This is a genomic window from Methylobacterium sp. FF17 (genome assembly GCF_025813715.1).
GTDB classification, from domain to species: Bacteria; Pseudomonadota; Alphaproteobacteria; order Rhizobiales; family Beijerinckiaceae; genus Methylobacterium; species Methylobacterium flocculans.
In genome coordinates this window covers 3766048-3790461 of the sequence record NZ_CP107532.1, presented here as the reverse complement: position 1 = coordinate 3790461, position 24414 = coordinate 3766048, and the positions used below count along the sequence as shown (strand labels likewise).

General features: G+C 70.8%; 26 protein-coding genes. 14 read left to right on the top strand and 12 right to left on the bottom strand.

From position 1 onward, the window contains the following. Positions 1-15: 15 nt before the first annotated feature. Together OF380_RS17975 and OF380_RS17970 are read right to left on the bottom strand one after the other, a co-directional pair. The gene (locus OF380_RS17975) at positions 16-597 is read right to left on the bottom strand and encodes a disulfide bond formation protein B (protein WP_264046344.1); all 582 of its coding nucleotides are present in this window, start codon (positions 595-597) and stop codon (positions 16-18) included. Between the two features lie 9 nt (positions 598-606). Further along, positions 607-762 carry a DUF5993 family protein gene (locus OF380_RS17970; RefSeq protein ID WP_264046342.1) on the bottom strand — a complete coding sequence of 52 codons (156 nt, stop codon included), beginning with the start codon at positions 760-762 and terminating at the stop codon, positions 607-609. A 308-nt stretch (positions 763-1070) separates the two neighbouring features. On the opposite strand from OF380_RS17970, the gene recQ reads away from it, so the two are divergent. The 9 genes from recQ (at position 1071) to OF380_RS17925 (ending at position 10111) form a co-directional block, all read left to right on the top strand. Further along, positions 1071-2924, top strand: a complete 1854-nt coding sequence (gene recQ / locus OF380_RS17965; protein ID WP_264046340.1) for a DNA helicase RecQ — start codon at positions 1071-1073, stop codon at positions 2922-2924. 131 nt (positions 2925-3055) lie between these two features. Continuing rightward, positions 3056-4219, top strand: a complete 1164-nt coding sequence (locus tag OF380_RS17960) for a type 1 periplasmic-binding domain-containing protein (RefSeq protein WP_264051382.1) — start codon at positions 3056-3058, stop codon at positions 4217-4219. Positions 4220-4325: 106 nt separating this feature from the next. After that, entirely contained in the window at positions 4326-6551 is a 2226-nt protein-coding gene (purL, locus tag OF380_RS17955; RefSeq protein ID WP_264046338.1) for a phosphoribosylformylglycinamidine synthase subunit PurL, read from the top strand. A gap of 32 nt (positions 6552-6583) precedes the next feature. Then, positions 6584-6820 carry a BolA family protein gene (locus OF380_RS17950; RefSeq protein WP_056095688.1) on the top strand — a complete coding sequence of 79 codons (237 nt, stop codon included), beginning with the start codon at positions 6584-6586 and terminating at the stop codon, positions 6818-6820. Between the two features lie 23 nt (positions 6821-6843). Next, the gene (locus OF380_RS17945) at positions 6844-7353 is read left to right on the top strand and encodes a DUF29 domain-containing protein (RefSeq protein WP_264046327.1); all 510 of its coding nucleotides are present in this window, start codon (positions 6844-6846) and stop codon (positions 7351-7353) included. Between the two features lie 44 nt (positions 7354-7397). Beyond that, on the top strand, positions 7398-7739 hold the full coding sequence (grxD, locus tag OF380_RS17940; protein ID WP_264046325.1) for a Grx4 family monothiol glutaredoxin: 342 nt from the start codon (positions 7398-7400) through the stop codon (positions 7737-7739). 129 nt (positions 7740-7868) lie between these two features. Beyond that, entirely contained in the window at positions 7869-8768 is a 900-nt protein-coding gene (locus OF380_RS17935) for an NAD(P)/FAD-dependent oxidoreductase (protein WP_264046324.1), read from the top strand. Positions 8769-8839: 71 nt separating this feature from the next. Continuing rightward, complete coding sequence (locus OF380_RS17930; RefSeq protein ID WP_264046322.1) at positions 8840-9718, top strand: SMP-30/gluconolactonase/LRE family protein; 879 nt, start codon at positions 8840-8842, stop codon at positions 9716-9718. Between the two features lie 177 nt (positions 9719-9895). Next, positions 9896-10111, top strand: coding sequence for a hypothetical protein (locus OF380_RS17925; protein WP_264051381.1), 216 nt, complete (start codon positions 9896-9898; stop codon positions 10109-10111). A 13-nt stretch (positions 10112-10124) separates the two neighbouring features. Here OF380_RS17925 and OF380_RS17920 read toward each other — a convergent pair whose 3' ends face one another. Both OF380_RS17920 and OF380_RS17915 read right to left on the bottom strand, forming a co-directional pair. Continuing rightward, positions 10125-10949: a hypothetical protein gene (locus OF380_RS17920; protein ID WP_264046320.1), complete on the bottom strand. Its 825-nt coding sequence runs from the start codon at positions 10947-10949 to the stop codon at positions 10125-10127. Between the two features lie 71 nt (positions 10950-11020). After that, on the bottom strand, positions 11021-13108 hold the full coding sequence (locus OF380_RS17915) for a M3 family metallopeptidase (RefSeq protein ID WP_264046319.1): 2088 nt from the start codon (positions 13106-13108) through the stop codon (positions 11021-11023). A gap of 192 nt (positions 13109-13300) precedes the next feature. Here OF380_RS17915 and OF380_RS17910 point away from each other — a divergent pair, with 192 nt between their 5' ends. Together OF380_RS17910 and OF380_RS17905 are read left to right on the top strand one after the other, a co-directional pair. Continuing rightward, complete coding sequence (locus tag OF380_RS17910) at positions 13301-14245, top strand: extensin-like domain-containing protein (RefSeq protein WP_264046317.1); 945 nt, start codon at positions 13301-13303, stop codon at positions 14243-14245. Between the two features lie 50 nt (positions 14246-14295). Next, positions 14296-15450, top strand: a complete 1155-nt coding sequence (locus OF380_RS17905; RefSeq protein ID WP_404810478.1) for a L,D-transpeptidase family protein — start codon at positions 14296-14298, stop codon at positions 15448-15450. On the opposite strand, the gene OF380_RS17900 is transcribed toward OF380_RS17905, so the two are convergent. Genes OF380_RS17900 through OF380_RS17890 form a run of 3 tightly spaced genes read right to left on the bottom strand, consistent with a single transcriptional unit; the run spans position 15437 to position 18311 of the window. Then, positions 15437-16189: an ABC transporter permease gene (locus OF380_RS17900; RefSeq protein WP_264046315.1), complete on the bottom strand. Its 753-nt coding sequence runs from the start codon at positions 16187-16189 to the stop codon at positions 15437-15439. The genes OF380_RS17905 and OF380_RS17900 overlap by 14 nt on opposite strands. Next, complete coding sequence (locus OF380_RS17895) at positions 16186-17370, bottom strand: ABC transporter permease subunit (RefSeq protein ID WP_264046312.1); 1185 nt, start codon at positions 17368-17370, stop codon at positions 16186-16188. The genes OF380_RS17900 and OF380_RS17895 overlap by 4 nt, the downstream gene beginning before the upstream one ends. Next, on the bottom strand, positions 17367-18311 hold the full coding sequence (locus OF380_RS17890) for a glycine betaine ABC transporter substrate-binding protein (RefSeq protein WP_404810477.1): 945 nt from the start codon (positions 18309-18311) through the stop codon (positions 17367-17369). The genes OF380_RS17895 and OF380_RS17890 overlap by 4 nt, the downstream gene beginning before the upstream one ends. Positions 18312-18349: 38 nt before the next feature. Here OF380_RS17890 and OF380_RS17885 point away from each other — a divergent pair, with 38 nt between their 5' ends. Then, positions 18350-18544: a hypothetical protein gene (locus OF380_RS17885; RefSeq protein ID WP_264046308.1), complete on the top strand. Its 195-nt coding sequence runs from the start codon at positions 18350-18352 to the stop codon at positions 18542-18544. A 161-nt stretch (positions 18545-18705) separates the two neighbouring features. Further along, positions 18706-19020: a response regulator gene (locus OF380_RS17880; protein ID WP_404810618.1), complete on the top strand. Its 315-nt coding sequence runs from the start codon at positions 18706-18708 to the stop codon at positions 19018-19020. A gap of 2 nt (positions 19021-19022) precedes the next feature. Here the strand turns inward: OF380_RS17880 and OF380_RS17875 are convergent, their stop codons facing one another. Then, a complete protein-coding gene (locus OF380_RS17875) occupies positions 19023-19400 on the bottom strand; it encodes a YraN family protein (RefSeq protein ID WP_264046304.1) in 378 nt (125 codons plus the stop codon). Next, positions 19393-20352, bottom strand: coding sequence for a 16S rRNA (cytidine(1402)-2'-O)-methyltransferase (rsmI, locus tag OF380_RS17870; protein ID WP_264046301.1), 960 nt, complete (start codon positions 20350-20352; stop codon positions 19393-19395). Before rsmI ends, OF380_RS17875 begins: the two co-directional genes overlap by 8 nt. 120 nt (positions 20353-20472) lie before the next feature. Here rsmI and OF380_RS17865 point away from each other — a divergent pair, with 120 nt between their 5' ends. After that, complete coding sequence (locus OF380_RS17865; RefSeq protein WP_264046299.1) at positions 20473-21705, top strand: penicillin-binding protein activator; 1233 nt, start codon at positions 20473-20475, stop codon at positions 21703-21705. 18 nt (positions 21706-21723) lie between these two features. Here OF380_RS17865 and hemW read toward each other — a convergent pair whose 3' ends face one another. Genes hemW through rph form a run of 3 tightly spaced genes read right to left on the bottom strand, consistent with a single transcriptional unit; the run spans position 21724 to position 24311 of the window. Then, positions 21724-22902: a radical SAM family heme chaperone HemW gene (gene hemW / locus OF380_RS17860; RefSeq protein ID WP_264046297.1), complete on the bottom strand. Its 1179-nt coding sequence runs from the start codon at positions 22900-22902 to the stop codon at positions 21724-21726. 51 nt (positions 22903-22953) lie between these two features. Further along, positions 22954-23586 carry an RdgB/HAM1 family non-canonical purine NTP pyrophosphatase gene (gene rdgB / locus OF380_RS17855; protein WP_264046295.1) on the bottom strand — a complete coding sequence of 211 codons (633 nt, stop codon included), beginning with the start codon at positions 23584-23586 and terminating at the stop codon, positions 22954-22956. Further along, entirely contained in the window at positions 23583-24311 is a 729-nt protein-coding gene (gene rph / locus OF380_RS17850) for a ribonuclease PH (RefSeq protein ID WP_264046293.1), read from the bottom strand. The genes rdgB and rph overlap by 4 nt, the downstream gene beginning before the upstream one ends. Positions 24312-24414: the final 103 nt, after the last annotated feature.

Below are 24414 nucleotides of genomic sequence, written 5' to 3'. Positions count from 1 at the left end.
ACGCTGACATTCTCTCTAACGGCCGAACAGCGAATCCCAGAACTCGTAGCGGGTCGGGTTGTCCGGGCAGAGGCCGCCGCCGCGTTCGGCCAGGGTCGATCCCGCATTGGCCAGGGTGATCGCGAGGAACAGCAGCACGCTGGCGAGGCCGAGCCGTCCGATCCGTGCCGGGCGTGACGACCGGTCATGCGGGGTGAACTGGGACTCGAACAGGCACAGGACCGCGGCGGCCACGATCAGTCCGGCGAAGGCGATCAGGGACCAGACGTAGAAGTGCAGCCCGAACAGGGCCGAGCCATAGACCCCCGTGCCGGGAGCGATGTGCAGCAGGGTCTGCCGGGCGGCGATGCCGAAGCCCGCCACCGAACCCAGGACGAGGATGGCGTAATGTGCGGGCCGCGCTCCGAGGCAGACATTCAGCGCGAAGCCCATTCCGGCCGCCGCGAAGGCGGCGCGCTGCAGGATGCAGAGCGGACAGGGCAGTTCCCCGTCCGCCACCTGATAGCCGAAGGCGACGAGGAGGATGGCGCTGCAGCCGGCGAGGCCAAGGGCGTTGAGGGCCTGCGCCCGGTCCGGCGTGAGACGAAGATCTGTCACGGAAGGCTTTCAGAAGGTCAGGTTCAGCGCGTCGGACGCGTGCTGGTGAAACAGCAGGAGCAGCGCGAGCAGCGAGACCGCCCAGAGGGCGAGCGCAAGCGAGCGCCGTCCCGCCAAGGCGGCGCCGAGGGCGCCCGATACGCCGAGAAACGGGATCACCATCATGGCGCGGTTTGGCTCGCGAAGGGGGTTGCGGATCGGCGCCCGTCTGTGGCGAACGCGTTCCGCCCAGCATGGACGAGGGCCCTTACGGGCGCCTTAAAGGCGGTCCGGCCACCCGCCACGACCCCGTGCGCGCGTTCCGCCCTCGGGCAGTCCGTTTCGGCGCCCCGCCCCGTGCGGATGCGACCTCCGTGCAATGATTGACCTCGGCGCGCCGGATGGTTCAGAGGCATGACCACTCCCGGTCGGCGCCCCGCCGAACCAGCGGCCGCGTCCGCCGCCCTTCCCTTCGACAGACGATCAGGATTCCGATGACAAGCCGCCTCGACGAGGCCCGCGCCGCGTTGAAGACCACCTTCGGCTACGACGATTTCCGGCCCGGCCAGGACGAGGTCATCGGCGCCGTCCTCGACGGGACCGACGTGTTCGCGGTCATGCCCACCGGCTCGGGCAAGTCGATGACCTACCAGCTGCCGGCCCTGGTGGAATCCTCGCTCACCGTCGTGGTCTCGCCCCTGATCGCGCTGATGCACGATCAGGTCCAGCAGATGCTCGGTTTCGGGGTGGCCGCCGCGACCCTGAACTCGTCGGTGGCCGAGGCGACGTCCCGTGAGACCTGGCGCCGGATCCGCTCCGGCGACCTGCGGCTCCTCTTCGTCTCGCCCGAGCGGCTGATGATGGAAGGGTTGATGGATGCCCTGCGGGGTGCCGGCGTCCGGCGCCTCGCCGTCGACGAAGCGCATTGCGTCTCGCAATGGGGGCACGATTTCCGCCCCGAATATCGCGACCTCGCCCGAGCCCGCGAGGCGCTCGGCAATGTCCAGACCGTCGCGCTCACCGCCACCGCCGACAAGGCGACGCGGGCCGACATCACCGAGCGGCTGTTCCCGGTCGGCCGCGAACTCAAGGCCTTCGTCCATTCCTTCGACCGGCCGAACATCCGCCTGACCTTCGCGCCGAAGGACAACCCGACGCGTCAGATCGAGCGCTTCCTGCGCCCACGCCGCCAGGAGAGCGGGATCATCTACTGCTCGTCGCGCAAGCGCACCGAGCAATTGGCCGAGGTCCTCTCGAAGGACGGCTTCCGCGCCCTGCCCTACCATGCCGGCCTCGACCAGGGCACGCGCATGAAGAACCAGGACACCTTCCTGCAGGAGGACGGCGTCGTGATGACCGCCACGGTCGCCTTCGGCATGGGCATCAACAAGCCGGACGTGCGCTTCGTCTGCCACGCCGACATGCCCTCGAACGTCGAGGGCTACTACCAGGAGATCGGCCGCGCCGGCCGCGACGGCCTGCCCGCCGACACGCTCACCATCTACGGCCTCGACGACATGGCGCTGCGCCGCCGCCAGATCGACGAGAAGGAGGTGCCGGACGAGCGCCGCCGGGTGGAGCGGCGCAAGCTCGAGGCGATGATCGCGCTCTGCGAGGGCGCCACCTGCCGGCGGCAATCGCTGCTCGGTTATTTCGGCGAGGCGAGCGAGCCCTGCGGCCGCTGCGATCTCTGCCGCAGCGGGGTCTCGCTGATCGACGCCACCGTGCCGGCACAGAAGCTCCTCTCCGCCATCGTGCGCACCGGCCAGCGCTTCGGCGCGGCTTATGTCTGCGACGTGGTCCACGGCAAGGAATCCGACACGATCCGCCGCAACGGCCACGCGGCGCTCAAGACCTTCGGCGTGGGCGCCGACAAGCCCATCGCGGCCTGGCGCGCGATGCTGCGCCAGCTCTTCGCCGCCGGCGCCGTGACCGAGAACGGGGACGGCTTCGGCGGCCTCTCGCTCACCGACAAGGGCGAGGCGATCCTGTTCGGCCGCGAGGCCATCCAGATGCGGCCCGATCCCGAACCGAAGGTGGCCGAGCCCCGCGACCGCAAGCGCGGGGCCGCCCGCGAGGATGCGAGCCTCGACCTCGACCCCGCCACCGAGGCCCTGTTCCAGCACCTGCGCGGCCTGCGCGCCACCATCGCCCGCGCCGAGGGCATCGCCGCCTTCATGGTGTTCCCGGACCGTACCCTCATCGAGATGGCGCGCACGAAGCCGGTCGACCTCTACGCCCTGCGCACCGTGCACGGAGTCGGTGAGCGCAAGCGCGAGGCCTATGGCGAGCGCTTCGTCGGGGCCATCGCCGAATTCCTCGCGCACGAGCCCGCCGCACGGGCCTGATGTGCTTTCGCACTCGTGCCCGCGCCCGCGCATCGTGTAGGGACGGGCGCAGTCCCACCCCCTGAACGGACGGATCTCTCATCACCCAAGTCCCAGAGCCGAACGTGGCGCTGCCCCGTCAGGTCTTCTACATGCCGGGCTTCGACCCGCGCGAGCCGGAGACCTATTGGGGCCTGTTCCGGCGTGAGAGCCGGCTGGCCGCCGTCCGGCGCGGCCTGACGATCACGGTCGATGACCCCGTGCGGTCCCCGGACGGTCTCGCCCTCGACTGGACGGTGGCCCTCGACGGCCGGGCCACGCGCTACACCCTGCTGCGCTGGGACGACATCGTGCGGGCGCGCTTTCCCCGCTCGAACGGGCGGCGGTTGCGGCAGGTGCCGGCCCTGTGGTGGCGGCTGATCCGCTCCGGATACCTGCGGCCGTTCCGGCGCGAGGCGCGGCGGTTCGCCCGGGTCATCATCGGGGTCCACCTCATCTACCTGTTCCTGGTGGCGTTCAGCCTCGCGCTGGCCACCGGCCTCCTCGCCCTCGCGCCCGAGGCCACCCGGCCGTGGGTCTATCTCGGCGTCCCGCCCCTCGCCTACGCGATCCTCGCCCTGCTGATGCGGATGACGCGGGGCAAGCCGTTCTACGTGGCTCACCTCGTGGACGACACCGCCTTCACCCACGATCACGCCGGTGGCGGCGATAGCCGGATGCGCGCGCGGCTCGACGCCTTCGCGTCGATCATCCGCGGTGCCGAAGGCAAGGCATCCGAGATCGTCGTGATCGGCCATTCCTCATCGAGCTTCCTCGGCCTCGAGGCGCTGGACCGCATCCTCGCCCGCGACCCGGATTTCGGCCGGCGCGGTACGCCGGTCTCCTTCGTCAGCATCGGCAGCGTCATCCCCTGGATCACCCTCGATCCCCGCGCCGTCGAGACCCGCGACGCGCTCGCCCGGGTCGCGGCGTGCGACGCCATCGGCTGGCTCGATGTCCGGGCGAAGTGGGACTGGCTGTCGGTGCACCAGCGCAACCCGCTCAGCGCCTCGAAGCTGCCCGCGCCCCGGGCGCACCGCCCGGTCGAGATCCATGTCCGGATCGACGACCTCATCGAGCCCCGCATCATCGCCCGGCGCAAGTGGAACCTGTTCCGCATGCACTTCCAGCTCCTGATGTCGAGCCGCGATCCGGAGGCCTTCGACTACGTCGCCTTCGTGGCCGGGCCGGAGCCGATCCACGCCCTGATCCGGCGCTGGCGCGACGTGGAGGAGCAGCCCAAGGGCCGCGCGGCGGCGGAATCGCCCGCGGATTGAGGGCGCGCGTGGCCCGATCCGCGATCGATGGTTGCCAGGGCGCGCCGTTCCGCTCTAGAGCCGTCACGGCCGGACCCGGAAGCGAGCCCGGCCTGAGAGGGGTCGCATGTTCCGCAACGATGTTCCGATCACCCCCGAACTGGTTCGCCAGCACGGCCTGACACCGGACGAGTACGAGCGTTTTCGCGGCCTGATCGGGCGCGACCCGACGCTGACCGAACTCGGCATCGTCTCGGCCATGTGGAACGAGCACTGCTCCTACAAGTCCTCCCGCAAGCACCTGCGCGGCCTGCCGACCTCGGCGCCCTGGGTGATTCAGGGACCGGGCGAGAATGCCGGCGTCATCGACATCGGCGACGGCCTGGCCTGCGTCTTCAAGATGGAGAGCCACAACCACCCGAGCTTCATCGAGCCCTACCAGGGCGCGACGACCGGCGTCGGCGGCATCCTTCGCGATGTGTTCACCATGGGGGCGCGGCCGATCGCGGCCCTCAACGCACTCCGCTTCGGCTCGCCCGATCATCCGCGCACCCGCCACCTCGTCTCGGGCGTCGTCGCGGGCATCGGCGGCTACGGCAATTCCTTCGGCGTGCCGACGGTGGGCGGCGCCATGGGCTTCCATCCGCGCTACGACGGCAACATCCTCGTCAACGCCATGGCGGTGGGGCTCGCCCGCACCGATGCGATCTTCTATGCGGCCGCCACGGGTGTGGGGAATCCGATCGTCTATCTCGGCTCGAAGACCGGCCGCGACGGCATCCACGGCGCCACCATGGCATCCGCCGAGTTCGACGATGCCTCCGAGTCGAAGCGCCCCACGGTGCAGGTCGGCGACCCCTTCGCCGAGAAGCTGCTGCTGGAGGCCTGCCTCGAACTGATGGCGTCCGGCGCCGTCATCGCCATCCAGGACATGGGCGCGGCCGGGCTGACCTGCTCGGCCGTCGAGATGGGCGCCAAAGGCGACCTCGGCGTCGAACTTCACATCGAGAAGGTGCCCGCCCGCGAGGCCGGCATGAGCGCCTACGAGATGATGCTTTCCGAGAGCCAGGAGCGCATGCTCATGGTGCTCAAGCCCGGCATGGAGGCCGAGGCCGAAGCGATCTTCGTGAAGTGGGGCCTCGACTTCGCGATCATCGGCCACACCACCGATACCCTGCGCTTCGTGGTCAAGCACGACGGCGTCGTGATGGCTGATCTTCCCATCAAGGAGCTCGGCGACGAGGCCCCCCTCTACGACCGGCCGCACATTGCCAACACGCACCAGCCGGTGCTGAATGCCGCCGACGTGCCCGAGACGGTGGGCAGCGCCGAGGCCCTCAAGCGCCTGGTCGGCTCGCCGGACCTGTCCTCCAAGCGCTGGGTCTACGAGCAGTACGATCACTTCATCGGCGGCAACACCGTGCAGAAGCCGGGTGGGGACGCCGCCATCGTGCGCGTCGAGGACGGTCCGCGTGGGCTCGCCATGACTGCCGACGTGACGCCGCGCTACTGCGAGGCCGACCCGGTCGAGGGCGGCAAGCAGGCCGTGGCGGAAGCCTGGCGCAACATCACGGCGGTGGGCGGCAAGCCCCTCGCCATCACCGACAACCTGAACTTCGGCAACCCCGAGAAGCCGGAGGTGATGGGCCAGCTCGTCGGCTGCCTCAAGGGCATCGGCGAGGCCTGCAAGGCGCTGGATTTCCCCGTCGTGTCCGGCAACGTCTCGCTCTACAACGAGACCAACGGCGTCGGCATCCTGCCGACCCCCACGATCGGCGGGGTCGGCGTCCTCGACGACGTGACGCGCCACGCCACGATCGACCTGAAGCGCGACGGCGACCTCCTCGTCCTGGTGGGCGAGACCGCCGGCTGGCTCGGCCAGTCCGTCTATCTATCGGTTATCGACGGTCGCGAGGCGGGCGCGCCGCCGCCGGTGGATCTGGCCGTCGAGCGCCGCAATGGCGACTTCGTGCGCGGCCTGATCACCTCCGGCCTCGTGGATACCGTCCACGACCTCTCCGATGGCGGCCTCGCCGTGGCGCTCGCCGAGATGGCGATGGCCGGCGGCCGCGGTGCCGCCCTGCCTGAGGTGCCCGAGGGCCTGCTCGCCCATGCCTATCTCTTCGGCGAGGACCAGGCGCGCTACCTCCTCGCCGTCGATCCGGAGACGGTGCCGGACCTGCTCTACAGCGCCTCGGCGCAGGGTATCCCGGCCGGCGTCGTCGGCGTCGTCGGCGGTGACGGCCTGACGCTTCCCCGTGGCGAGGCCATCGCGGTGGCGGACCTGCGCGCGGCGCACGAGGGCTGGCTCCCCGCCTACATGGCGAGTCAGCCGGCCGGCGTCGCCGCCTAGAATCCCGTTTTCGATCCTGAGGAGTGAACCCGATGCCGATGGATGCGCGCGAGATCGAGGCGATGATCCGGGAGGCGCTGCCCGACGCTCGGATCGAGATCAAGGATCTGGCCGGCGACGGCGACCACTACGCCGCCACCGTCCTGTCCGCCGCCTTCAAGGGCAAGACCCGCGTGGCCCAGCATCAGATGGTCTACGGCGCGCTCCAGGGGCGCATGGGGGGCGTGCTCCACGCCCTTGCGCTGACTACGGGCGTCCCGCAGGATTGAGGTCGCCTCCGGAGGCGGACCGCATGGACCAGCCGAGCCTCTACGACGACGACATCGTGACCTGGGCCGAGCAGCAGGCCTCGACCCTGCGCGAACTCGCGCGCCGGCCGGACCTGTCGAACATCCTCGACTGGGAGAACGTCGCCGACGAGATCGAGAGCGTGGGGCGGTCTCAGATCAACGCGGTGGAGAGCCTGCTGGCGCAGACCCTGGCCCACCTCCTCAAGCGCCTGTCCGCCCCCGATACCCTTGTGGTCGAGCATTGGCGCAAGGAAGCCGGGACGTTCCAGATCGCCGCGACCACCCGGTACGAGCGATCGATGCGCCAGCGCCTGGACTGGGATAAGATCTGGTCTCTGGCTCAGGCACAGGCAACGCTGGGCCTGACACTCTACGGCGACCGTCTTCTGCCTCATCTCCCGTCCCGATGTCCGCTGGGGCCTGACGAACTTCTCGTCACGCCGTTCGACCTCGATGCCGCCATGCGGCGGATCGCGGAGTCGACGACCTTGAAATCTGGGCAAGAATCCTGAATTCAAGCCTGAACACTCACGACTTGAGACGAATGAGGACTCCCATGACCGACGCGAAAACCACGATCGAGAACGAGATCAAGTCCCAGGACGTGGTCGTGTTCATGAAGGGCACGCCGCAATTCCCGATGTGCGGCTTCTCGGGCCAGGTCGTGCAGATCCTCAACTACCTGGAAGTGCCGTTCAAGGGCGTGAACGTGCTGGACGACATGGCGGTCCGCGACGGCATCAAGGCCTTTTCCAACTGGCCGACGATCCCGCAGATCTACGTGAAGGGCGAATTCGTCGGCGGCTGCGATATCACCCGCGAGATGTTCCAGTCGGGCGAACTGCATCAGTTCCTGTCCGAGAAGGGCATCCCCGTGAAGGCTCCCACCGCCGCCTGAAACGCGACGTCCCGACGACACGGAACGAGGGCGCGCGAGCGCCCTTTTCCATGTCCGGCGACGCGACCGACGAACATCCCCCCGCGCGCGACCGTTAATCGTGCATGTTCGGGTCTGGGGGCGATACGAATGCGCGACGTCATCATCGTCGGCGGCGGGCCGGCGGGGCTCAACGCGGCCCTCATCCTGGGCCGGTGCCGGCGGACCGTGCTGCTCTGCGATTCCGGGACGCCACGCAACGCCGTCGCGCGCCGCACGTGGGGCGTCTTCACGCGGGACGGGACGCCGCCCTTCGAGCTTCGCACCCAGGCGCAGGCCGATCTCGCGCGATACGACACGGTGGAGCGGCGCGACGTCGCCATCGTCCGAGCGGAGCGACGGGACACGGGATTCGCCGTTACCCTCGCGGACGGAACCCGGGAGACGGCGCGCAAGCTGATCATCGCCACCGGGCTGCATCAGGCGCTCCCCTCCATCGAAGGCTTCGACACCTACTGGGGACACGGGGTGCATTCCTGCCCCTATTGCGACGGTTACGAGAACCGCGACCAGCCCCTCGTCGCCTACGCGCACGGACCCTCCGCCAAGGGCGTCGCCCTGGAACTGACGGTGTGGAGCCGGGACGTCACCCTCTGCACCGATGCCCATGAGACCGCGCTCTCCGACCATGACCGCGCGCGCCTGGACGGCCACGGCATCGACGTGATCGAGACGGCCATCGCGCGCCTGGAGGGCAACGGCGACCGCGCGGAACGTCTCGTCTTCGCGGACGGCGCTACCCGGGCCTGCCACGCGGTCTTCCTGATGCCGGTCCCCTGCGGCCCCTCGGATCTGATCGCACAACTCGGCTGCGATCTGACGGACAAGGGGACTGTCCCGACCGGGGAGTACGAGACCACCAACGTGCCCGGGCTCTTCGTGGCGGGGGATGCCTCCCGCCGGGTGCAGTTCGCCGTCGTTGCCGCCGCGGAAGGGGCGATGGCGGCCTTTGCCGCCAACACCGAACTCCTGCGCGAGGACGTCGCCTGACCGCGACGGGCGCCCAGCGCCCGCTCCGGAACGCACCGCCCATCCCCGCCCTTCCCCGGGAGCCCGAATCGATGTCCGTCACCGTCCATCCGCAATCCCCGTCCGTCGCGGTCGCGTGCCGCTGCGTCCTCGGGGAGGAGGCGACCTGGGATGCGCGTTCCGGAACGCTCACCTGGGTCGATGTCGAGGCGCCGGCGATCTGGCGGTTTCACCCGCAGACCGGAACCACGCAGACCTTCCCGCAGGCGGAAAAGCTCGGCTTTGCCCTGCTGACCGACGATCCCGACACGGTGGTCGCCGGATTTCGGTCCGGCGCCGCGCTCCTGAACCTGCAGACCGGCCATCGTGTGCCCGTGGTGGCGCCGGAAGGGCACGCGGACCGGGACCGGCTCAACAGCGGGCAGGTCGGCCCGGATGGCGCCCTCTACTTCAGCACGATGGACGATCGCGAGGCCGAACCCCGAGGCGCGTTCCATCGCTGGCAGGCCGGGCGGCTCCAATCCTTCGGGGGTGCGGTGACGGTGTCGAACGGCCCTGCCGTCACGCCGGACGGCGCCCGGATCTTCACGGCGGATACGGCCGAGGGCCTGATCCGGGTGCACGATCTGTCCGACGGCGTGGTGGGGCCTGCGCGCCCCTTCGTCCGCTTCGAGCCGGACTGGGGCAAGCCGGACGGGCTCACCGTGGATGCGCAGGCCCACCTGTGGGTGTGTCACTACGGCGGCGCGCGCATCACCCGGTTCGATCCGGAGGGCCGGATCGAGCGTTTGGTGCGGATGCCGACTCCGCTGGTCACGAAATGCGCCTTCGGCGGCTCCGAGCTGACGCGTCTCTATGTGACGACGGGCTCTCGCGATCGGTCACCGGATCTCGACCCGGTGGCGGGGCACCTGTTCGTGCTTGAGACCGGCGTGGCGGGCGTCCCGGGCGATTTCTATCGGGCCACCTGAACACTGTAATCGCGTGCGGGACCGCACCGCGTTAATCTTCGGCGCAGTGCAAACATGAGTTAATGGTAAACATTCGTGGGGTTCCGGAACTTATTGCCGTTATCCCCATTATCTGCCAATGACAGGTTCTGCGGCTCCCACCGGGAGCCTCTCGGGACCCCGGGTCCGGTGGCCATCATGCCTGTGTTCGAAGCCAAAAACCTGGATTCCGACTACGAAGGTTTCGCCTTCCTTGCGGCGATCCTGCACCCGTCCGCCGAGGCGCAGACGCGGGCATTGACCCACGGCCGCAACCGCGCGGCGCGTGGCGCGATGATCGCCGATCCCATGACGATCGAGCCGCGTTTCCCGGTCCGCAGCGCCGAGACCGAGATCGAGGCGCAGAGCTCCTAGACGCGCGGCGACGTCACCACGTCTGGGGCGTGATGAGTCCCTGCTTGGTCACGACGACCCAGCCCTTGCCACGCCGTTCGATGGTCTCGACGCGGCCGATGCCCGGAACGGTATCGCCAGGGGCGACCTCGACCAGCCGGCGCTTGCGATCCTCCAGCACTGCGATCCCATCATAGACTTCGCGCACGGCCCAATTCTCGGTTGGTGCGGGCTTGGGCTTGTCCGGAAGCGTGCCGGTCTCCGTGGGCTCGGCCGCGGCGGCCTTGCTCGCCTGGGCCGCCGGCGGCGCGGCGATGGGGGCGGCCGCGCGCTTCTCGATCTGCGTCGTCAGGGCGGCAAGGCGACCGGATTGTTCCTTCTCGGCCTGTTCGAGTCGGTCGCCCACCGTGGCGACCTTGGCGGCCAGCGACTGCTCGGCCCGGCCGATGCGCTCGGCGAGGGTCGCGTTGCGGGTCTTGGCTTCGGAGCGCGCAGCCTCCGCGCCCTCCTGGAGTTGCGCCAGGCTTCTGCTCAGCCGCTCGACCTGCCGATCGGCTTCGGTTCGCATCGCCTCGACCTGATGGCGGATCTGGCCCAGTGCCTCGGCGCTTTCCGGCGCGCGGGGCAGCGTCAGGCTGACGGCCCCGGCGCCGAGCAGGACGCCGAGACCCAGCGCCGCCGCCGTGAACCCGGCAAGACGGGGGTCGAGGCGCCACGCCGATCGTGCCGGCTCCGCGGAGGCTGCCGAAGCCTTCCCCGCCGAAGCCTTCCCGGCCGAAGCACGCGCTCCGAGGATCGCCTGCTTCAGCAGAGCGTCGGGCGAGGTTTCCGCCGACGACGCGAGCACCTTATCCGTCATGATCCGTGCTTCCCGAATGACCAGGAAGCATTCGTTAAGGCTGTTTCTTTACGAAACCGTTACCATGCCGATCAGGCCGCGAGCCCGCGCTGGCGCAGCAGCGGATCGATGCTCGGCAGGCGTCCACGGAAGGCGGTATAGGCCTCGCCCGGGTCGCGCAGGTTCCCGGCCCCGTAGATGTACCGGCGCAGGCGTGCCGCCGTTTCCGGGTGAAAGATGTCCCCCGCCTCCCGGAAGGCATCGAAGGCGTCGGCGTCGAGCACCTCCGACCAGAGATAGCTGTAATAGCCCGCCGCGTAGCCGTCGCCCGAGAAGATGTGCGCGAAGTGCGGCGTCCGGTGACGCATCGCGATCTCGGCCGGCATCGCGATGCGCTTCAGCGCGTCCGCCTCGAATTCGGCGACGTCGAGGCCCGCCTCCCCGGCGCTCGAGAGGTGCAGGGTCATGTCCACGATGGCCGACGCGGTGTACTCGATCGTGGCGAAGCCCTGGTTGAAGGTCCGCGCGGCGAGCAGCCGCTTCAGGAGATCCTCCGGCATCGGCTCGCCCGTGCGGTGATGCCGGGCATGGGCCCGCAATACCTCCGGCTGCTCGAGCCAGTGCTCGTAGAGCTGCGAGGGCAGTTCGACGAAGTCGCCCGAGACGGCGGTGCCGGCCAGGAGCGGGTAGGTCACGTCCGACAGGAGGCCGTGCAGGGCGTGGCCGAACTCGTGGAACAGGGTGCGGGCATCGTCGAAGGAGAGCAGCGTCGCCTCGCCGTCCGGCGCGCGCGCGAAGTTCATCACGTTGACGATGATCGGCTTCACGTCGCCGTTGAGGCGCTCCTGCGAGCGGAAGGCGCTCATCCAGGCGCCGCTGCGCTTCGAGGCGCGGGCGAAGTAGTCGCCCAGGAACAGCCCGACCTCCGAGCCGTCGGCATCCCGTACCGCCCAGGCGCGCACATCCGGATGGTAGCGCGGCGCGTCGGCGAGTTCCTCGAACCGGAGCCCGAACAGGCGTGAGGCCGTGTCGAAGGCGGCCGCAATAACGCCGTCGAGGGAGAGGTACGGCTTGATCTCGCCCTCATCGAGATCGTGTTCGGCCCGGCGCAGTTTCTCGGCGTAGTGGCGCCAATCGTGCCGCGCGAGGTCGAAGTTGTGGCCTTCCGCCTGGATCAGGGCCTGGAGGCGGTCGCGCTCGGCCGCGGCCCGGTGGTGGGCCGGGGTCCAGACGTCCCGCAGGAGATCCATGGCCCGGTCGGGCGAGCCCGCCATCGTGTCCGAGAGCTTGAAATGCGCGAAGCTCTCGAAGCCGAGGAGGCGGGCCCGCTCGGCGCGCAGGGCCACGATCTTGGCGATGAGCCCGCGATTGTCCGTGTCGCCGCCGTTCTCCCCGCGCCGGGTCCAGGCCTCGTAGGCCTTCTCGCGCAGGTCGCGCCGGGTGGAGAACACCAGGAACGGCTCGATCAGCGAGCGGGACAGGGTGATGACGTGGCTGTGGGTGGAGCCGCGCTCCTTCGCGGCCGAAGCGGATGCGGCGCGCAGGAAGGGCGGCAGGCCGGCCAGGTCCGCCTCGGTTTCGAGCGGCAGCGCGAAGGCGCCCTCGTCGGCGAGCAGGTTCTGGCTGAAGCGGGTGCCGAGTTCGGCCATGCGGCCGGCGATTTCGGCCATCCGGGCCTTGGCCTCGGGGGCGAGGTCGGCGCCCGAGCGCCGGAAGCGCGTGCGATAGCGGTCGAGCACCCGGCGCTGTTCCGGCCCGAGGCCCTCTGCCTCCGGGTCGATGGCGGAGATGCGCGCCCACAAGTCGGCATTCAGGTAGATCGCGCTGCCGTGGCGAGCGAGGCGGGGCGTGATCGCGCGCTCGACCGCCTGGAGCTCGGGGTTGGTGTGGCTTCCGCTCAGGTTAAAGAACACAGAGGCGACCCGGTCGAGGTCGTGTCCGGCGCGTTCCAGGGCTTCGACCGTGTTGGCGAATGTCGCGGGTGCCGCCTGCCCGGCGATGGCGGCGACCTCCGCTTCGTGGCTCGCGAGGGCCGCGTCGAAGGCCGGCAGGTAATGGGCCGGCGCGATCCGCTCGAAGGGCGGCAGGCCGTGGGGCGTCGCCCAAACCCGCTCCGCGAAGGGCCCGATGCCCGCCGGAGCGGCGGTGTCGAGGGTAGCGTCGGGCGTGCCAGAGGTCATCCGTGTTCCTTCGTGCGGTTCGTCGCGCGTCTCGGTGCAAGGTAAGCACCGCGGCCGGAAGCGCAAAGGCGATATGGGATCCGATTGCCGGCGCGCGTGGACTTCGTGCCCTTGCGGCCGGCCGCCAACCTCCCGAACGTGCGGCCGGATGCGCCGCCCCGCGGCCCGCTGCCGGACCAGGATCGAAACGCCATGCGCCCGCCCCGCCGAACCGGCCTCCTCGTCGTCGCCCTGGCCGCATCGACCCTGCTCGGTCTTCCGGTCGCGTTCACCCCGGCGGCGAGCGCGGAGGGGAAGGGTGTTCCCTCGGACGCGACGGCGATTCCGATGCCGCCCCCTGCCCCGCCCGCGCGTCCGATCGAACTCGGGACGTCCGAGCCCGCCAAACCGGAGCCCCTCAAGCCCGAGCCGGCCAAACCCGAGCCAGCCAAACCCGACCCGATTTCGCCCGCGCCATCCGGTGTCCCGCGTCCGCCGGAGCGTCCGGCCGACCTCGGCCCGGCGCCGGCCGGCCCGACCGTGGCGGGTGAGACGCCGGTGCCGCCGCCGCGTCCGCCCGAGCTCGCCGGCCCGGCCCTCGCCATCACCGTCGCACCCCTCGACGACGGCGCCTGCCGTCGCCGGTTGGAGCGCCTCGGCGCCCGCTTCGAGCCCCTGCCCGCCATCGCCAACGGCCAGTGCGGCGCGGCCCGACCCCTGAAGGTGACGGCGCTCGGCGACGACCTCGCCCTCAACCCACCGGTCACCCTGGTCTGCGACGCCGCCGAGGCCCTGGCGCGCTGGGCGACCGAGGCGCAGGTCGCCGCCGAGCGCGACCTCGGCCAGCCGCTGACGGGGCTCGCCATCGGCACGTCCTACGAGTGCCGGGGCCAGAACCATGACCCCGATGCCAAACTCAGCGAACACAGCTTCGCCAACGGCATCGACGTGATGGGATTCACCTTCGCCAAGCGCGCGGCGATCGGCGTGCTGCCCCTGCCGGACGGCTCGCCCGAGGCGACGTTCCTCGCCACCGTGCGGGCGCGCGCCTGCCGCTTCTTCCGGACGGTGCTGGGACCGGGTTCGGATGCGGCGCACGCCAATCATCTCCACCTCGACGAGCGGGAGCGCAACAACGGGCATCGGCTCTGCCAATAGGCGCGGAACGCGGCATGCCCGATCGGCCTTTACCCCGTGGTTTTCATGCGATGGGGCGGGAGTTTCCGGTGATTCTGGTCGGACGATCGATTGGTGGCGGGCTCGCCGCGCTCTCATGGGCTTTGCTGGCCGGTTCCGCTCTCGCGGAGACGAAGAGCGAACCCGCGAGCAAGGCCGAGGCGCCGAAACTGACGCGCGAGGCGGTGGAAGCCGCGTCGCTGACGGATGCCGGGAACGCCGATGGCGACAAGCCGAAGCGCGGGGCGTCGAAAAGGCCGGAGGCGGCCCTCGTCAAGGCGCAGGTCCTCCTCGACCGGGCACGTTTTTCCCCGGGCGCCATCGATGGGCGCGACGGCGACAACCTGCGCGGCGCGCTCACGGCCTTCGCCGCGGCGAACGGCCTGAAGGCGGCGAACGGCGTGAAGGATGGACCGGCGCTCAAGCCCGACCTCGCCGACAAGCTCCAGGCGACGGGCGCCGACCCGGTGCTGACCGAGTACACGATCAGCGAGGCGGATGCGGCCGGACCCTTCGTGGAGACATTGCCGCCGAAGATGGAGGACCAAGCCGACCTCGACGCGCTCAGCTACACCAATATCCGTGAGATGCTGGCCGAGCGCTTCCATATGTCCCCGGACCTGCTCGCGGCACTGAATCCCGACGCGGCCTTCGACAAGGCCGGCACGGTGATCCTGGTCGCGGCGGTGAAGCCCCTGGAGACCGGCAAGCCGAAGGCGAAGGGTAAGGACGGGGACGGCGACAAGGCGGGCCCGGATCGCGAGACGAAGGACGTCACCCGCATCGAGGTCGACAAGGAGAGCCGCACCGTCCGAGCCTTCGACAAGGCCGGCAAGCTCGTGGCGTTCTACCCGGCCTCGATCGGCAGCGAGGAGAAGCCGGCGCCCTCCGGCACGGCCAAGGTCGAGGGCATCGCCTACGCGCCGACCTACACCTACGATCCGAAGTACCAGTTCGAGGGCGTGAAGACGAAGTCCAAGTTCACGATCCCGCCGGGGCCCAACAACCCGGTCGGTGTGGTCTGGATCGACCTGTCGATCCCCTCCTATGGGATCCACGGGACTCCGGAGCCCGAGAAGGTCGGCAAGACCGAGTCGCACGGCTGCATCCGCCTGACGAACTGGGACGCGCGCGATCTCGCCACCCGCGTCACGCGCGGGGCGGAGGTCGTCTTCAAGGACGATTGACGCGCCACGGCCCGGTGACGGCCAAGAGGGCGGCATCGGCGAGGAAGGCCAGGGCGGCGGTTGCCGCCGCCCCCTGGAGCATCGGCACGAGGTTCTGGTTCTGCAGCCCGGCCACGATCGGGCTTCCCAGCGTTGGTGCACCGGCGAGCGCGCCGACGGCGGCGGTGGCGATTGCGAGCACCAGGGCGGTGCGCAGGGTCTCGACGATGGCCGGAGCGGCGAGCGGGAGCTCGATCCGGGTCAGCACCTGGCGCGGGGTCAGGCCGATCGCCGTGCCGGCCTCGCGAGGCTCGGGCGCGACCCCCGCGATCCCGCCCGCCGTCCCGCGCAGCACCGGCATGATCCCGTAGGCCACGAGGGCGAGAAGCGTCGGCGGCCCGCCGAACCCCAGGATCGGCAGGGACAGCGCCACCATCACGACCGGCGGCACCGCTTGGGCGCCCGCCGCCACGGCATCGACGAGGCCGCGCCAGGGGGCGGCGACCGGGCGCGTCACCAGAATGCCGAGGCCGAGCCCGAGGCTGGCCACGAAGGCGAAGCCGGTCCCGGCCAGGATGGCGTGCTGAACGGCGAGGGCCAGGAGCCGCGTTCCGTCGAGGGAACGCCGCGCCGGCTCCCCGAGCGCCGAGGCGATCCACGTCGCCGCGAGGGGATGACTGAGCGCGGCGAGAACGAGGCCGGACAGACCGATCCCCGTGGCCGGGTGACGGAAGAGGCGGGACAGGGCGGACGGCCTCATGCGTGCCACCGCCCGCGGACGGCAGTTTCGAGCCGACTCAGACCCGCTTCCGCGCCCAGCGAGAGCGCCACGACGGGGATCGCTCCGAGGAGGATCAGGTCGGGGGCGAACTGCGCCATGCCGTCGAAGACGATGCGGCCGAGGCCGCCGGCTCCCACCAGGGCACCGAGGGTGGCGAGCCCGATACTCTGCACGGCGGCGACGCGGAGCGCCCCGACGAGGATCGGGGCCCCGAGGGGCAGGCGCACGCCGATCAGCGTCTGCACGCGGGTGAGGCCGAGGGCCCCGGCGGCCTCGAGGGTCGCGGCGTCGGGTGCGCGCAGGGCCAGGGCGAGCCCGCGCCAGAGCGGCAGGAGCAAGTAGGCGGCGACGGCGACCACCGCCGGGGTCGCGCCCAGGGCGGACAGGCCGAGATCGCGCAGGCTGGGCAGCGCCCTCAAGAGACCTGCCGTCACCGCGACCAGCCCGCCGAGCAGCGCCACCGCGGGCACCACCTGGATGCCGCCGAGCAGCGCCGCGACGAGGCCCTGACCGCGCCGCCAGAGCGTGAGGAGCCCCGCAACCGCCACGGCGAGCACGAGGGCCGCAGCGGACAGGACGAGGTGCTCGCGCAGCGCCGCGTTCACGGTCTCGCGCCGTGCGTCGTACTCGACCACGAGGGAGAGGGCATCGAACCGCCCGGCCCGAGCCATGACGGTGAACGCGAGGATGACGCAGAGGCCGGTCGCGAGCCCGAGTCCCGGGACGCGGCTGCGCCGGATCGCGGATCCGAGCGCTCCGGCGAGGAGGGCCAGGGTGAGCCAGCTTCCGCCGCCGAGGCTTGCCCGCGCCGCCGGGGCGAGCCCGGCGAGGCTCCGGGCCGCGCCGTGGCCGAGGGTCTCGGCGAAGAGCAGCAAGGCGAGGACGAAGGCAGCCACCGCGAAGCGCGCCGGCCGGGGCCCTGACCTTTGAACCAGCCAGACGACGCCGAGAACCCCCGCCGCGATGCCGAGGGCCCCGGCGCCGCCGAGCAGATCGAGACCCGGGACCGGGCGCCCGAGGGCGAGGCGGTTCTCTGCGACGGTGAGCAGCGGCAGCCCCAGAAGGCCGAACGCAGCGACGCAGAGCCAAGTCAGGGCGATTCCATACGGTGCGAGGCCGCGACTGCTCGCCGCCCGAGGGGATGGTGGCCCGGCCGTCACGGTAGAAGCCCGGTCTCGGACAGGTAGCGGGCCGCCACCGCTTCGGCGACCTCGCCCTCGACGGCGATCCGGGCGTTCAGGCGGCGCAGGGTCGGCGCGTCGAGGCTACCGAAGACCCGCGCGAGAGCCGGCGCGATCTCCGGATGCCGGCCGAGCGCCTCGGCGCGGATGACGGGCGCGACTTCGTAGACGATCTGTGCGTCCAGCGGATCGCTCATCACGGTGAGGTCGAGGGCCGACAAGGCGCCATCCGTTCCGTAGACCATTCCGGCATTGACCTCGCTGATCCCCTGCGCCGCCGCCCGCGCGGTCACCGCCGTATCACCGCCCGGCAGGCTGATGATCCGGTCGAACGGCAGGTTGAAGCCGTAGGCTTTCTCGAAAGCGGGCAAGGCGGCGGGGCTTTCCACGAACTCGGTGGATGCGGCAAGGCGGATGAGGCCGCGGCGCACCGCGCCGGCGAAGTCGTGCATGGTCGCGAGCCCCTCGCGCCGCGCCAGCGCCCCGTTGACGGCGATCAGCCAGGTGTTGTTGGCAGGAGCCCGGTCGAGCCAGACGAGGCCGTTCTCGGCATCGCGCCGGCGGATCGTCTCGTAGGCGCCTTGCGGCGATTTCCAGACCGGGTCGGTCTCGGTGCCGGTGAAGAAGGCGCCGTTGCCGGTGTATTCGGGATAGACCGTCACCTCGCCCGAGAGGAGGCTCGAGCGCACGATCAGGGTCGGGCCGAGGCCGAGCCTGCGGTCTACCGGTAGCCCGAGGCGTTCCAGGACGTGCGCGATCATCGCGCCCGTGAGCGCGCCTTCGGTGTCGCTCTTCGAGGCTACGACGAAGGTGTTGGAGGCTGCGGTGAAGCGGGGTTCCGCCCTTGCCGCGCGTACGGCACCCAACAGGAGGAACGGGGCACCGTGGAGGGCAGATCGCCGCGTCGGCTGCCAACCCATCCGCGTCCATCTTAACATAGGTTGTATTTGGTGACTGGATGCAGCCCTATGCATGGCTGGAAACCACGGGAAATGTATCAGCCCGTAACATTGCACCTTCGCCGACAGCGTTTGACGGGGTATGGGCGCTTGACACGCTCGGCGGAACGGGCGACGGCTCGTTGCCTGCCGAGGTAGGCAATCGCCTCGCTGTGCCGCTCAAGCCGCCCATCGTCATCGACGTGGAGCGCTGATCGCAGAGGTTGTGAGCGAAGCCGCGCAGTGCCTTCCTGGAGGGCATTCCGGATTTCCGAACGGATCGAAGGGAAGAAGCCCCGGCGTGAGTGCTCAAGTGGACGACGACCTTCTGAATGGGGCGCGCGTACTTGTCGTCGAGGACGAGGCCGCGATCTCGATGCTTCTCGAAGACATGCTGCTCGATTTCGGCTGCACGGTGGTCGGTCCCGCCGCGCGCCTGTCGACGGCCCTCGAGATGGCCGAGAGCGAGAGTTTCGAGGTGGCGATCCTCGACGTCAACGTGGCCGGCGAGCCGATCTATCCGGTCGCCGAAGCGATCGTGAAGCGCGATCTCCCCATCGTCTTCTCCACGGGTTACGGCGGTGCCGGCATTCGCGAGCCCTTCCGGGATCGTCCCGTCGTGCAGAAGCCCTTCAGCCAGGCCGACTTGAAGCGCACGCTGATCGCAGCGGTCGCCGCCGCGCGGGCCTGAACTCACCCGATCGGGAAGGCGTCGGGCACGTGGCGGGGCCAGGTGCGCGGTGAGACGAACACGGCGTCGGCCCGGAACGTGGCCGCGCCGCAATCCGGGTGACGGCTGATCCAGGCCCGGGCCGCCCGCGAGAAGCGCCCGATTTTGCGCGCATCGATGGCGCCCTGCGCGGCCTCCAGCGTGCCGCGTGCCTTGACCTCCACGAAGACGACGGTGCGTCCGCGCCGGACGATGAGGTCGATCTCACCGCCGGCGGCTCGGAAGCGCGTGCCGAGCGGCAAATAACCCTTCAGCATCAGGAACATCAGGGCCAGGGTTTCGGCGGCGCGGCCGCGCGATTCCGTGAGCCGCCGATGCGCGCCGGCCTCGCGCTCACGCATCTTTGGTGCGGGCGAGCGCGAGGGCGCGGGCATAGACGACGCGGCGGGGCTGGCCGGTCTCCTCGGCCACGAGGGTGGCCGCGTCCTTGATCGAGTGCCGGGCCAGCGCGGACACGAGGGCGGCGTCGATGCCCGCATCGGTCTCGGCCTCGTCCGGTGCATCATCATGCGTGCCGATGATCACCACGACCTCGCCCTTCGGGGCCCCCTCCTCCGCGAAGGTCGCCGCCAGGGTGCCGAGGGTGCCGCGCCGGATCGTCTCGAAGAGCTTGGTGAGTTCCCGGGCCACCGCGGCCGGGCGGGCCTGGCCCAGCACTTCGGCGGCGTCGACCAGCATCTCGGGCAGGCGGTGGGGTGATTCGAACAGGACCAGGGTGCCGGGGATCCGGCCGAGGGTCTCGAGGCGCGTGCGGCGCGCGCCCGATTTCGCCGGCAGGAAGCCCTCGAAGAAGAACCGGTCGGTGGGAAGCCCTGCCGCAACGATGGCGGTCATCACGGCCGATGGGCCCGGGATCGGGGTCACGTTCAGGCCGGCCTCGATCGCGGCCTGGACCAGCTTGAAGCCCGGGTCCGAGACGAGCGGCGTACCCGCATCGGAGACTAGGGCCAGGGCTTCCCCGGCCTGCATGCGGGCGACCATCCGCTCGCGCACCGCCGCGTTCGAGTGCTCGTGATAGGCCACCAGCGGCGTGGTGATGCCGTAATGCATCAGCAGGGTGCGGGTGACGCGGGTGTCCTCGGCCAGGACCGCGTCGGCGGCGGCCAGCGTCGCCAGCGCCCGGAACGAGACGTCCTTCAGGTTGCCGATCGGCGTCGCCACCACGTGCAGGCCCGGATCGATGGCCTCCGCCTCGGCCGCGAGGCCGAAAGCGGTGAAGGTCGAGGGCGGCTTGGCCGCCGCATCCGCCGTGTCCCGGCGGCGCCGGGCGCGGGTGTCGTTATTCTGCGTCATGGCCGGACCTTGCCACGATCGGCCCGCCCTGCGGAATCCGTCGCATGGGTCGGATCACATTTACTTTTGTGTCCGAGGCTGCAAGCGTCGCTTCGTCGGCCGGCGACAGGGGAACCTCCGATGAGGCGCGTGAACAGGTTGAGATCCGCTTCCGCGCGCATGGCCGCCCTGCTGCCGGGCGTGCTGCTGGCCGCGTCCCTCGGCGCCTGCGTCGGCGGCCCCGACGGGGGGCCACGCGTCGACCGGCGTGCCCCGGCCCCGATGGCGGAGGGCGCGGCACCCGAAGGGGTCGCGACTCCAGCCGGGCGGATCGGTTCCGGGACGGTCAAGGTCGCGCTGGTGGTGCCCCTCTCCGGTCCGGGCGCGGCCGTGGGGACGGCCCTGCGCAACGCCGCCGAACTCGCGATCGAGGATTTCCAGAAGCCGGACCTGCAGATCCTGGTTCGGGACGACCGGGGCTCGCCGGACGGGGCCCGCGAGGCGACCCAGGCGGTGCTCGCGGATGGGGCCGAGCTCGTGCTCGGTCCGCTCTTCGCCGCCAACGTCCAGGCCGCATCGACGGTGACCCGGGCCGCCGGCAAGCCGCTGATCGCCTTCTCCACCGATGCGGGGGTGGCCGCCAAGGGCAGCTACCTCCTCAGTTTCCTGCCCCAGTCCGAGGTCGACCGTGTCGTGGACGAGGCTGTGGCGGGCGGACGCAAGTCCTTCGCCGCGCTGATCCCCGAGACGAGCTACGGCAACGCGGTGGAGGCGCAGTTCCGCGAGGCGGTCGCCCGCAAGGGCGCGCGCCTCGTGGCCGTCGAGCGCTATCCGGCCGGCAACCCCGCCCCCGCCATCGGCCGGGTCGCCGGGCTGATCACCGGGCCGGGGGCGCAGGCCGACGCGCTGTTCCTGCCCGAGACGCCGGACGGCCTCGGGACGGTCGCGGCGGCACTCACCAGGGCCGGGTTCTCGCCCACACGGGTCCGGCCGGTCGGGACCGCACTCTGGAACGACCCGCGCGTCTTCGCCCTGCCGGCCCTTCAGGGCGGCTGGTTCGCGGCCCCGGAGACCGCCGGCTTCACCGGCTTCGCCCAACGCTACCAGGCCCGCTTCGGCACGGCCCCGCCCCGCGTGGCGACGCTCGCCTACGATGCCGTCTCGCTCATGGCGGCCCTGTCCCGCCAGTACGGCTCCCAGCGCTTCGCCGATGTCACCCTCACCAACCCGTCCGGGTTCTCCGGCATCGACGGGACCTTCCGGTTCCGGCCGGACGGACCGAGCGACCGTGCCCTGGCGGTGTTCGAGATCCGCAGCGGCGCCCCGGCCGTGGTCAGCCCGGCCCCGCGCACGCTGGGGCCCTCGGGCACCTGATCGGGCGGAGAGTCCTGATCAGGCAGCGAGCGCCGCCACGACGGCGTTGAGCACCGGCGCGCCCGCCGGGGTGACGGCGATGCGACCGCTGTCGAGGCGTGCGACGAGGCCGTCCCCGACGAGGTCCGCGATGCGGGCCTCGTCCAGGGTCCGCCCCTTCAGGGCGGCGTAGCGGGCGGGATCGATCCCCTCGCGCAGGCGCAGGCCCATCATGAGGAACTCGTCGCCCTGGTCGGATCCGGCCAGCGCCTCGGTCTCGACGATACCGTGGCCGTCCCGCTCGACCCGCGCCAGCCAGGCTTCGGGCGCCCGCTCGGTCACGGTGCCGATCCGACCCGTCTCCGTCACGAGGCGCCCATGCGCGCCGGGGCCGATGCCGGCATATTCGCCGTAGCGCCAGTAGAGCAGGTTGTGGCGCGATTCCGCGCCCGGGCGGGCGTGGTTGGAGATCTCGTAGGCCGGAAGCCCGGCCCGGTCGCAGACCTCCTGCGTCACGTCGTAGAGGATGCGCGCGGCCTCGTCGTCCGGCGGCACGAGCTTGCCGGCGGCGGCGAGGCCGAAGAACGGCGTGCCGGGCTCGATGGTGAGCTGGTAGAGCGAGAGGTGCTCGGCGGCCCGCGCGATGGCGTTGGCCAGTTCGGCCCGCCACGCCGCCGGGCTCTGGTCCGGGCGCGCATAGATCAGGTCGAAGGAATAGCGCTCGAAATGGGTGGCGGCGACCCGCACGGCCGCCATGGCCTCGGCGGCGCTGTGCAGGCGCCCGAGGCGCTTGAGCGAGGCGTCGTCCATGGCCTGCACGCCGAGGGAGACGCGGTTCACCCCGGCGGCGCGGTAGCCGCGGAAGCGCTCCGCCTCGACGCTGGTGGGGTTGGCCTCGAGCGTGACCTCGACGCCGGGCGCGATGCCCCAGGCGCCGCCGATCGCATCGAGTAGGCCCGCCACGGTGGCGGGCCGCATCAGCGACGGGGTGCCGCCGCCGAGGAAGACGCTCGACACCGTGCGGCCGGGCGTGCGCGCCGCCATGTGCGCGATCTCGGCCCGGAAGGCCGCGAGGTAGCGCACTTCGTCCACGGGCGCGTGGCGCACGTGGCTGTTGAAGTCGCAATAGGGGCACTTCGCAGCGCAGAAGGGCCAGTGGACATAGACCCCGAACCCCGCGTCGCGGGTGGGGTGGTCCGGGCCTGTCGGTTCGGTCATGGGGCGGATGTGCGCGCGGGATCGCGGTTTGGCAATCCCGCGCCGGCTGCGTCAGGGCCGCCGCAGGCAGGTTCGCGCGAGCAGGACGAAGGCGCGGGCCCGGTGGGAGAGGGCCTCGCCCGTCTGCCAGTCGACCCCGTGCTTCTCCTCCGACGAGATCTCGCCGAAGGTGCGGTCGTGGCCGTCGGGCAGGAACATCGGATCGTAGCCGAAGCCCGAGGTTCCCCGGGGCGCCACGAGGTCGCCGAAGACCCGGCCCTCGAAGGTCTCGGTGTGTCCGTCCGGCCAGGCGATCACCAGGGCCGAGACGAAGTGCGCCCGCCGCGTGGTGGCGCCGCGCTTGTCGAGTTCGGAGGCGATGCGGGCCATGGCGCCGGCAAAGTCCTTCGACGGTCCCGCCCAGCGCGCCGAAAACAGACCCGGCGCGCCGTCGAGCGCGTTGACGCAGAGCCCCGAATCGTCCGCGAAGGCCGGCAGGCCGGAGGCCGTCGCGGCGGCCAGCGCCTTGATCGCGGCGTTCTCCGAGAACATCGTGCCGGTCTCGTCGGGTTCCGGCAGGCCGAGTTCCCCGGCCGAGACCGCCTCGACGCCGAAGGGCGCGAGCAGTTCGCGCATCTCCACGAGCTTGCCGGCATTGTGGGTCGCGATGACGACCCGGCCGGTGAGGATGCGGTGCTCGGTCATGCCGGAATATCCTTTGCCACGGCCTGCTTCTGGAGTTCGACCAGGCGCTGGATGCCGCCCTTGGCGAGACGCAGCAGTTCGAGGAGTTCGTCCTCGGAGAACGGCTTGCCCTCGGCCGTGCCCTGGACCTCGACGAGGCCGCCGGACCCGGTGATGACGAAGTTGGCATCCGTCTCGGCGCCGGAATCCTCGGCATAGTCGAGGTCGAGCACCGGCTTGCCCTTGTAGATCCCGCAGGAGATCGCCGCCACGTGGTCGCGCAAGGGGTCGACGGAGATGATCGAGCGGCCCCGCATCCAGGTGCAGCACTCGTGCAGGGCGACCCAGGCACCGGTGATCGCGGCGGTGCGGGTGCCGCCATCGGCCTGGATCACGTCGCAATCCAGGGTGATCTGGCGCTCGCCGAGAGCGGGAAGGTTCGTCACGGCCCGGAGGGAACGGCCGATCAGGCGCTGGATCTCCTGGGTGCGGCCGGAGGGCTTGCCCGAATTCACCTCGCGCCGGGTGCGCTCGTGAGTGGCGCGCGGCAGCATGGAATACTCAGCGGTGACCCAGCCCTTGCCGGATCCGCGCAGCCAGCCGGGTCCGCGCTCCTCCAGGGTCGCCGTGCACAGGACCTTGGTGTCCCCGAAGCTGACGAGGCAGGAGCCCTCGGCGTGACGGGAGACGGCACGCTCCAGGGTGACGGTGCGCAGGGCGTCGTTCGCGCGCTTCGAGGGCCGCATGCCGCTCTCCTTGACGTTTCGTGGTCGGGAGCGGGCTTTACGGGGCCGGGTCGCGCGCGGCAAGCGTGGCGGCAAACGTCACGGCAAGCGTGGCGGCACGCCA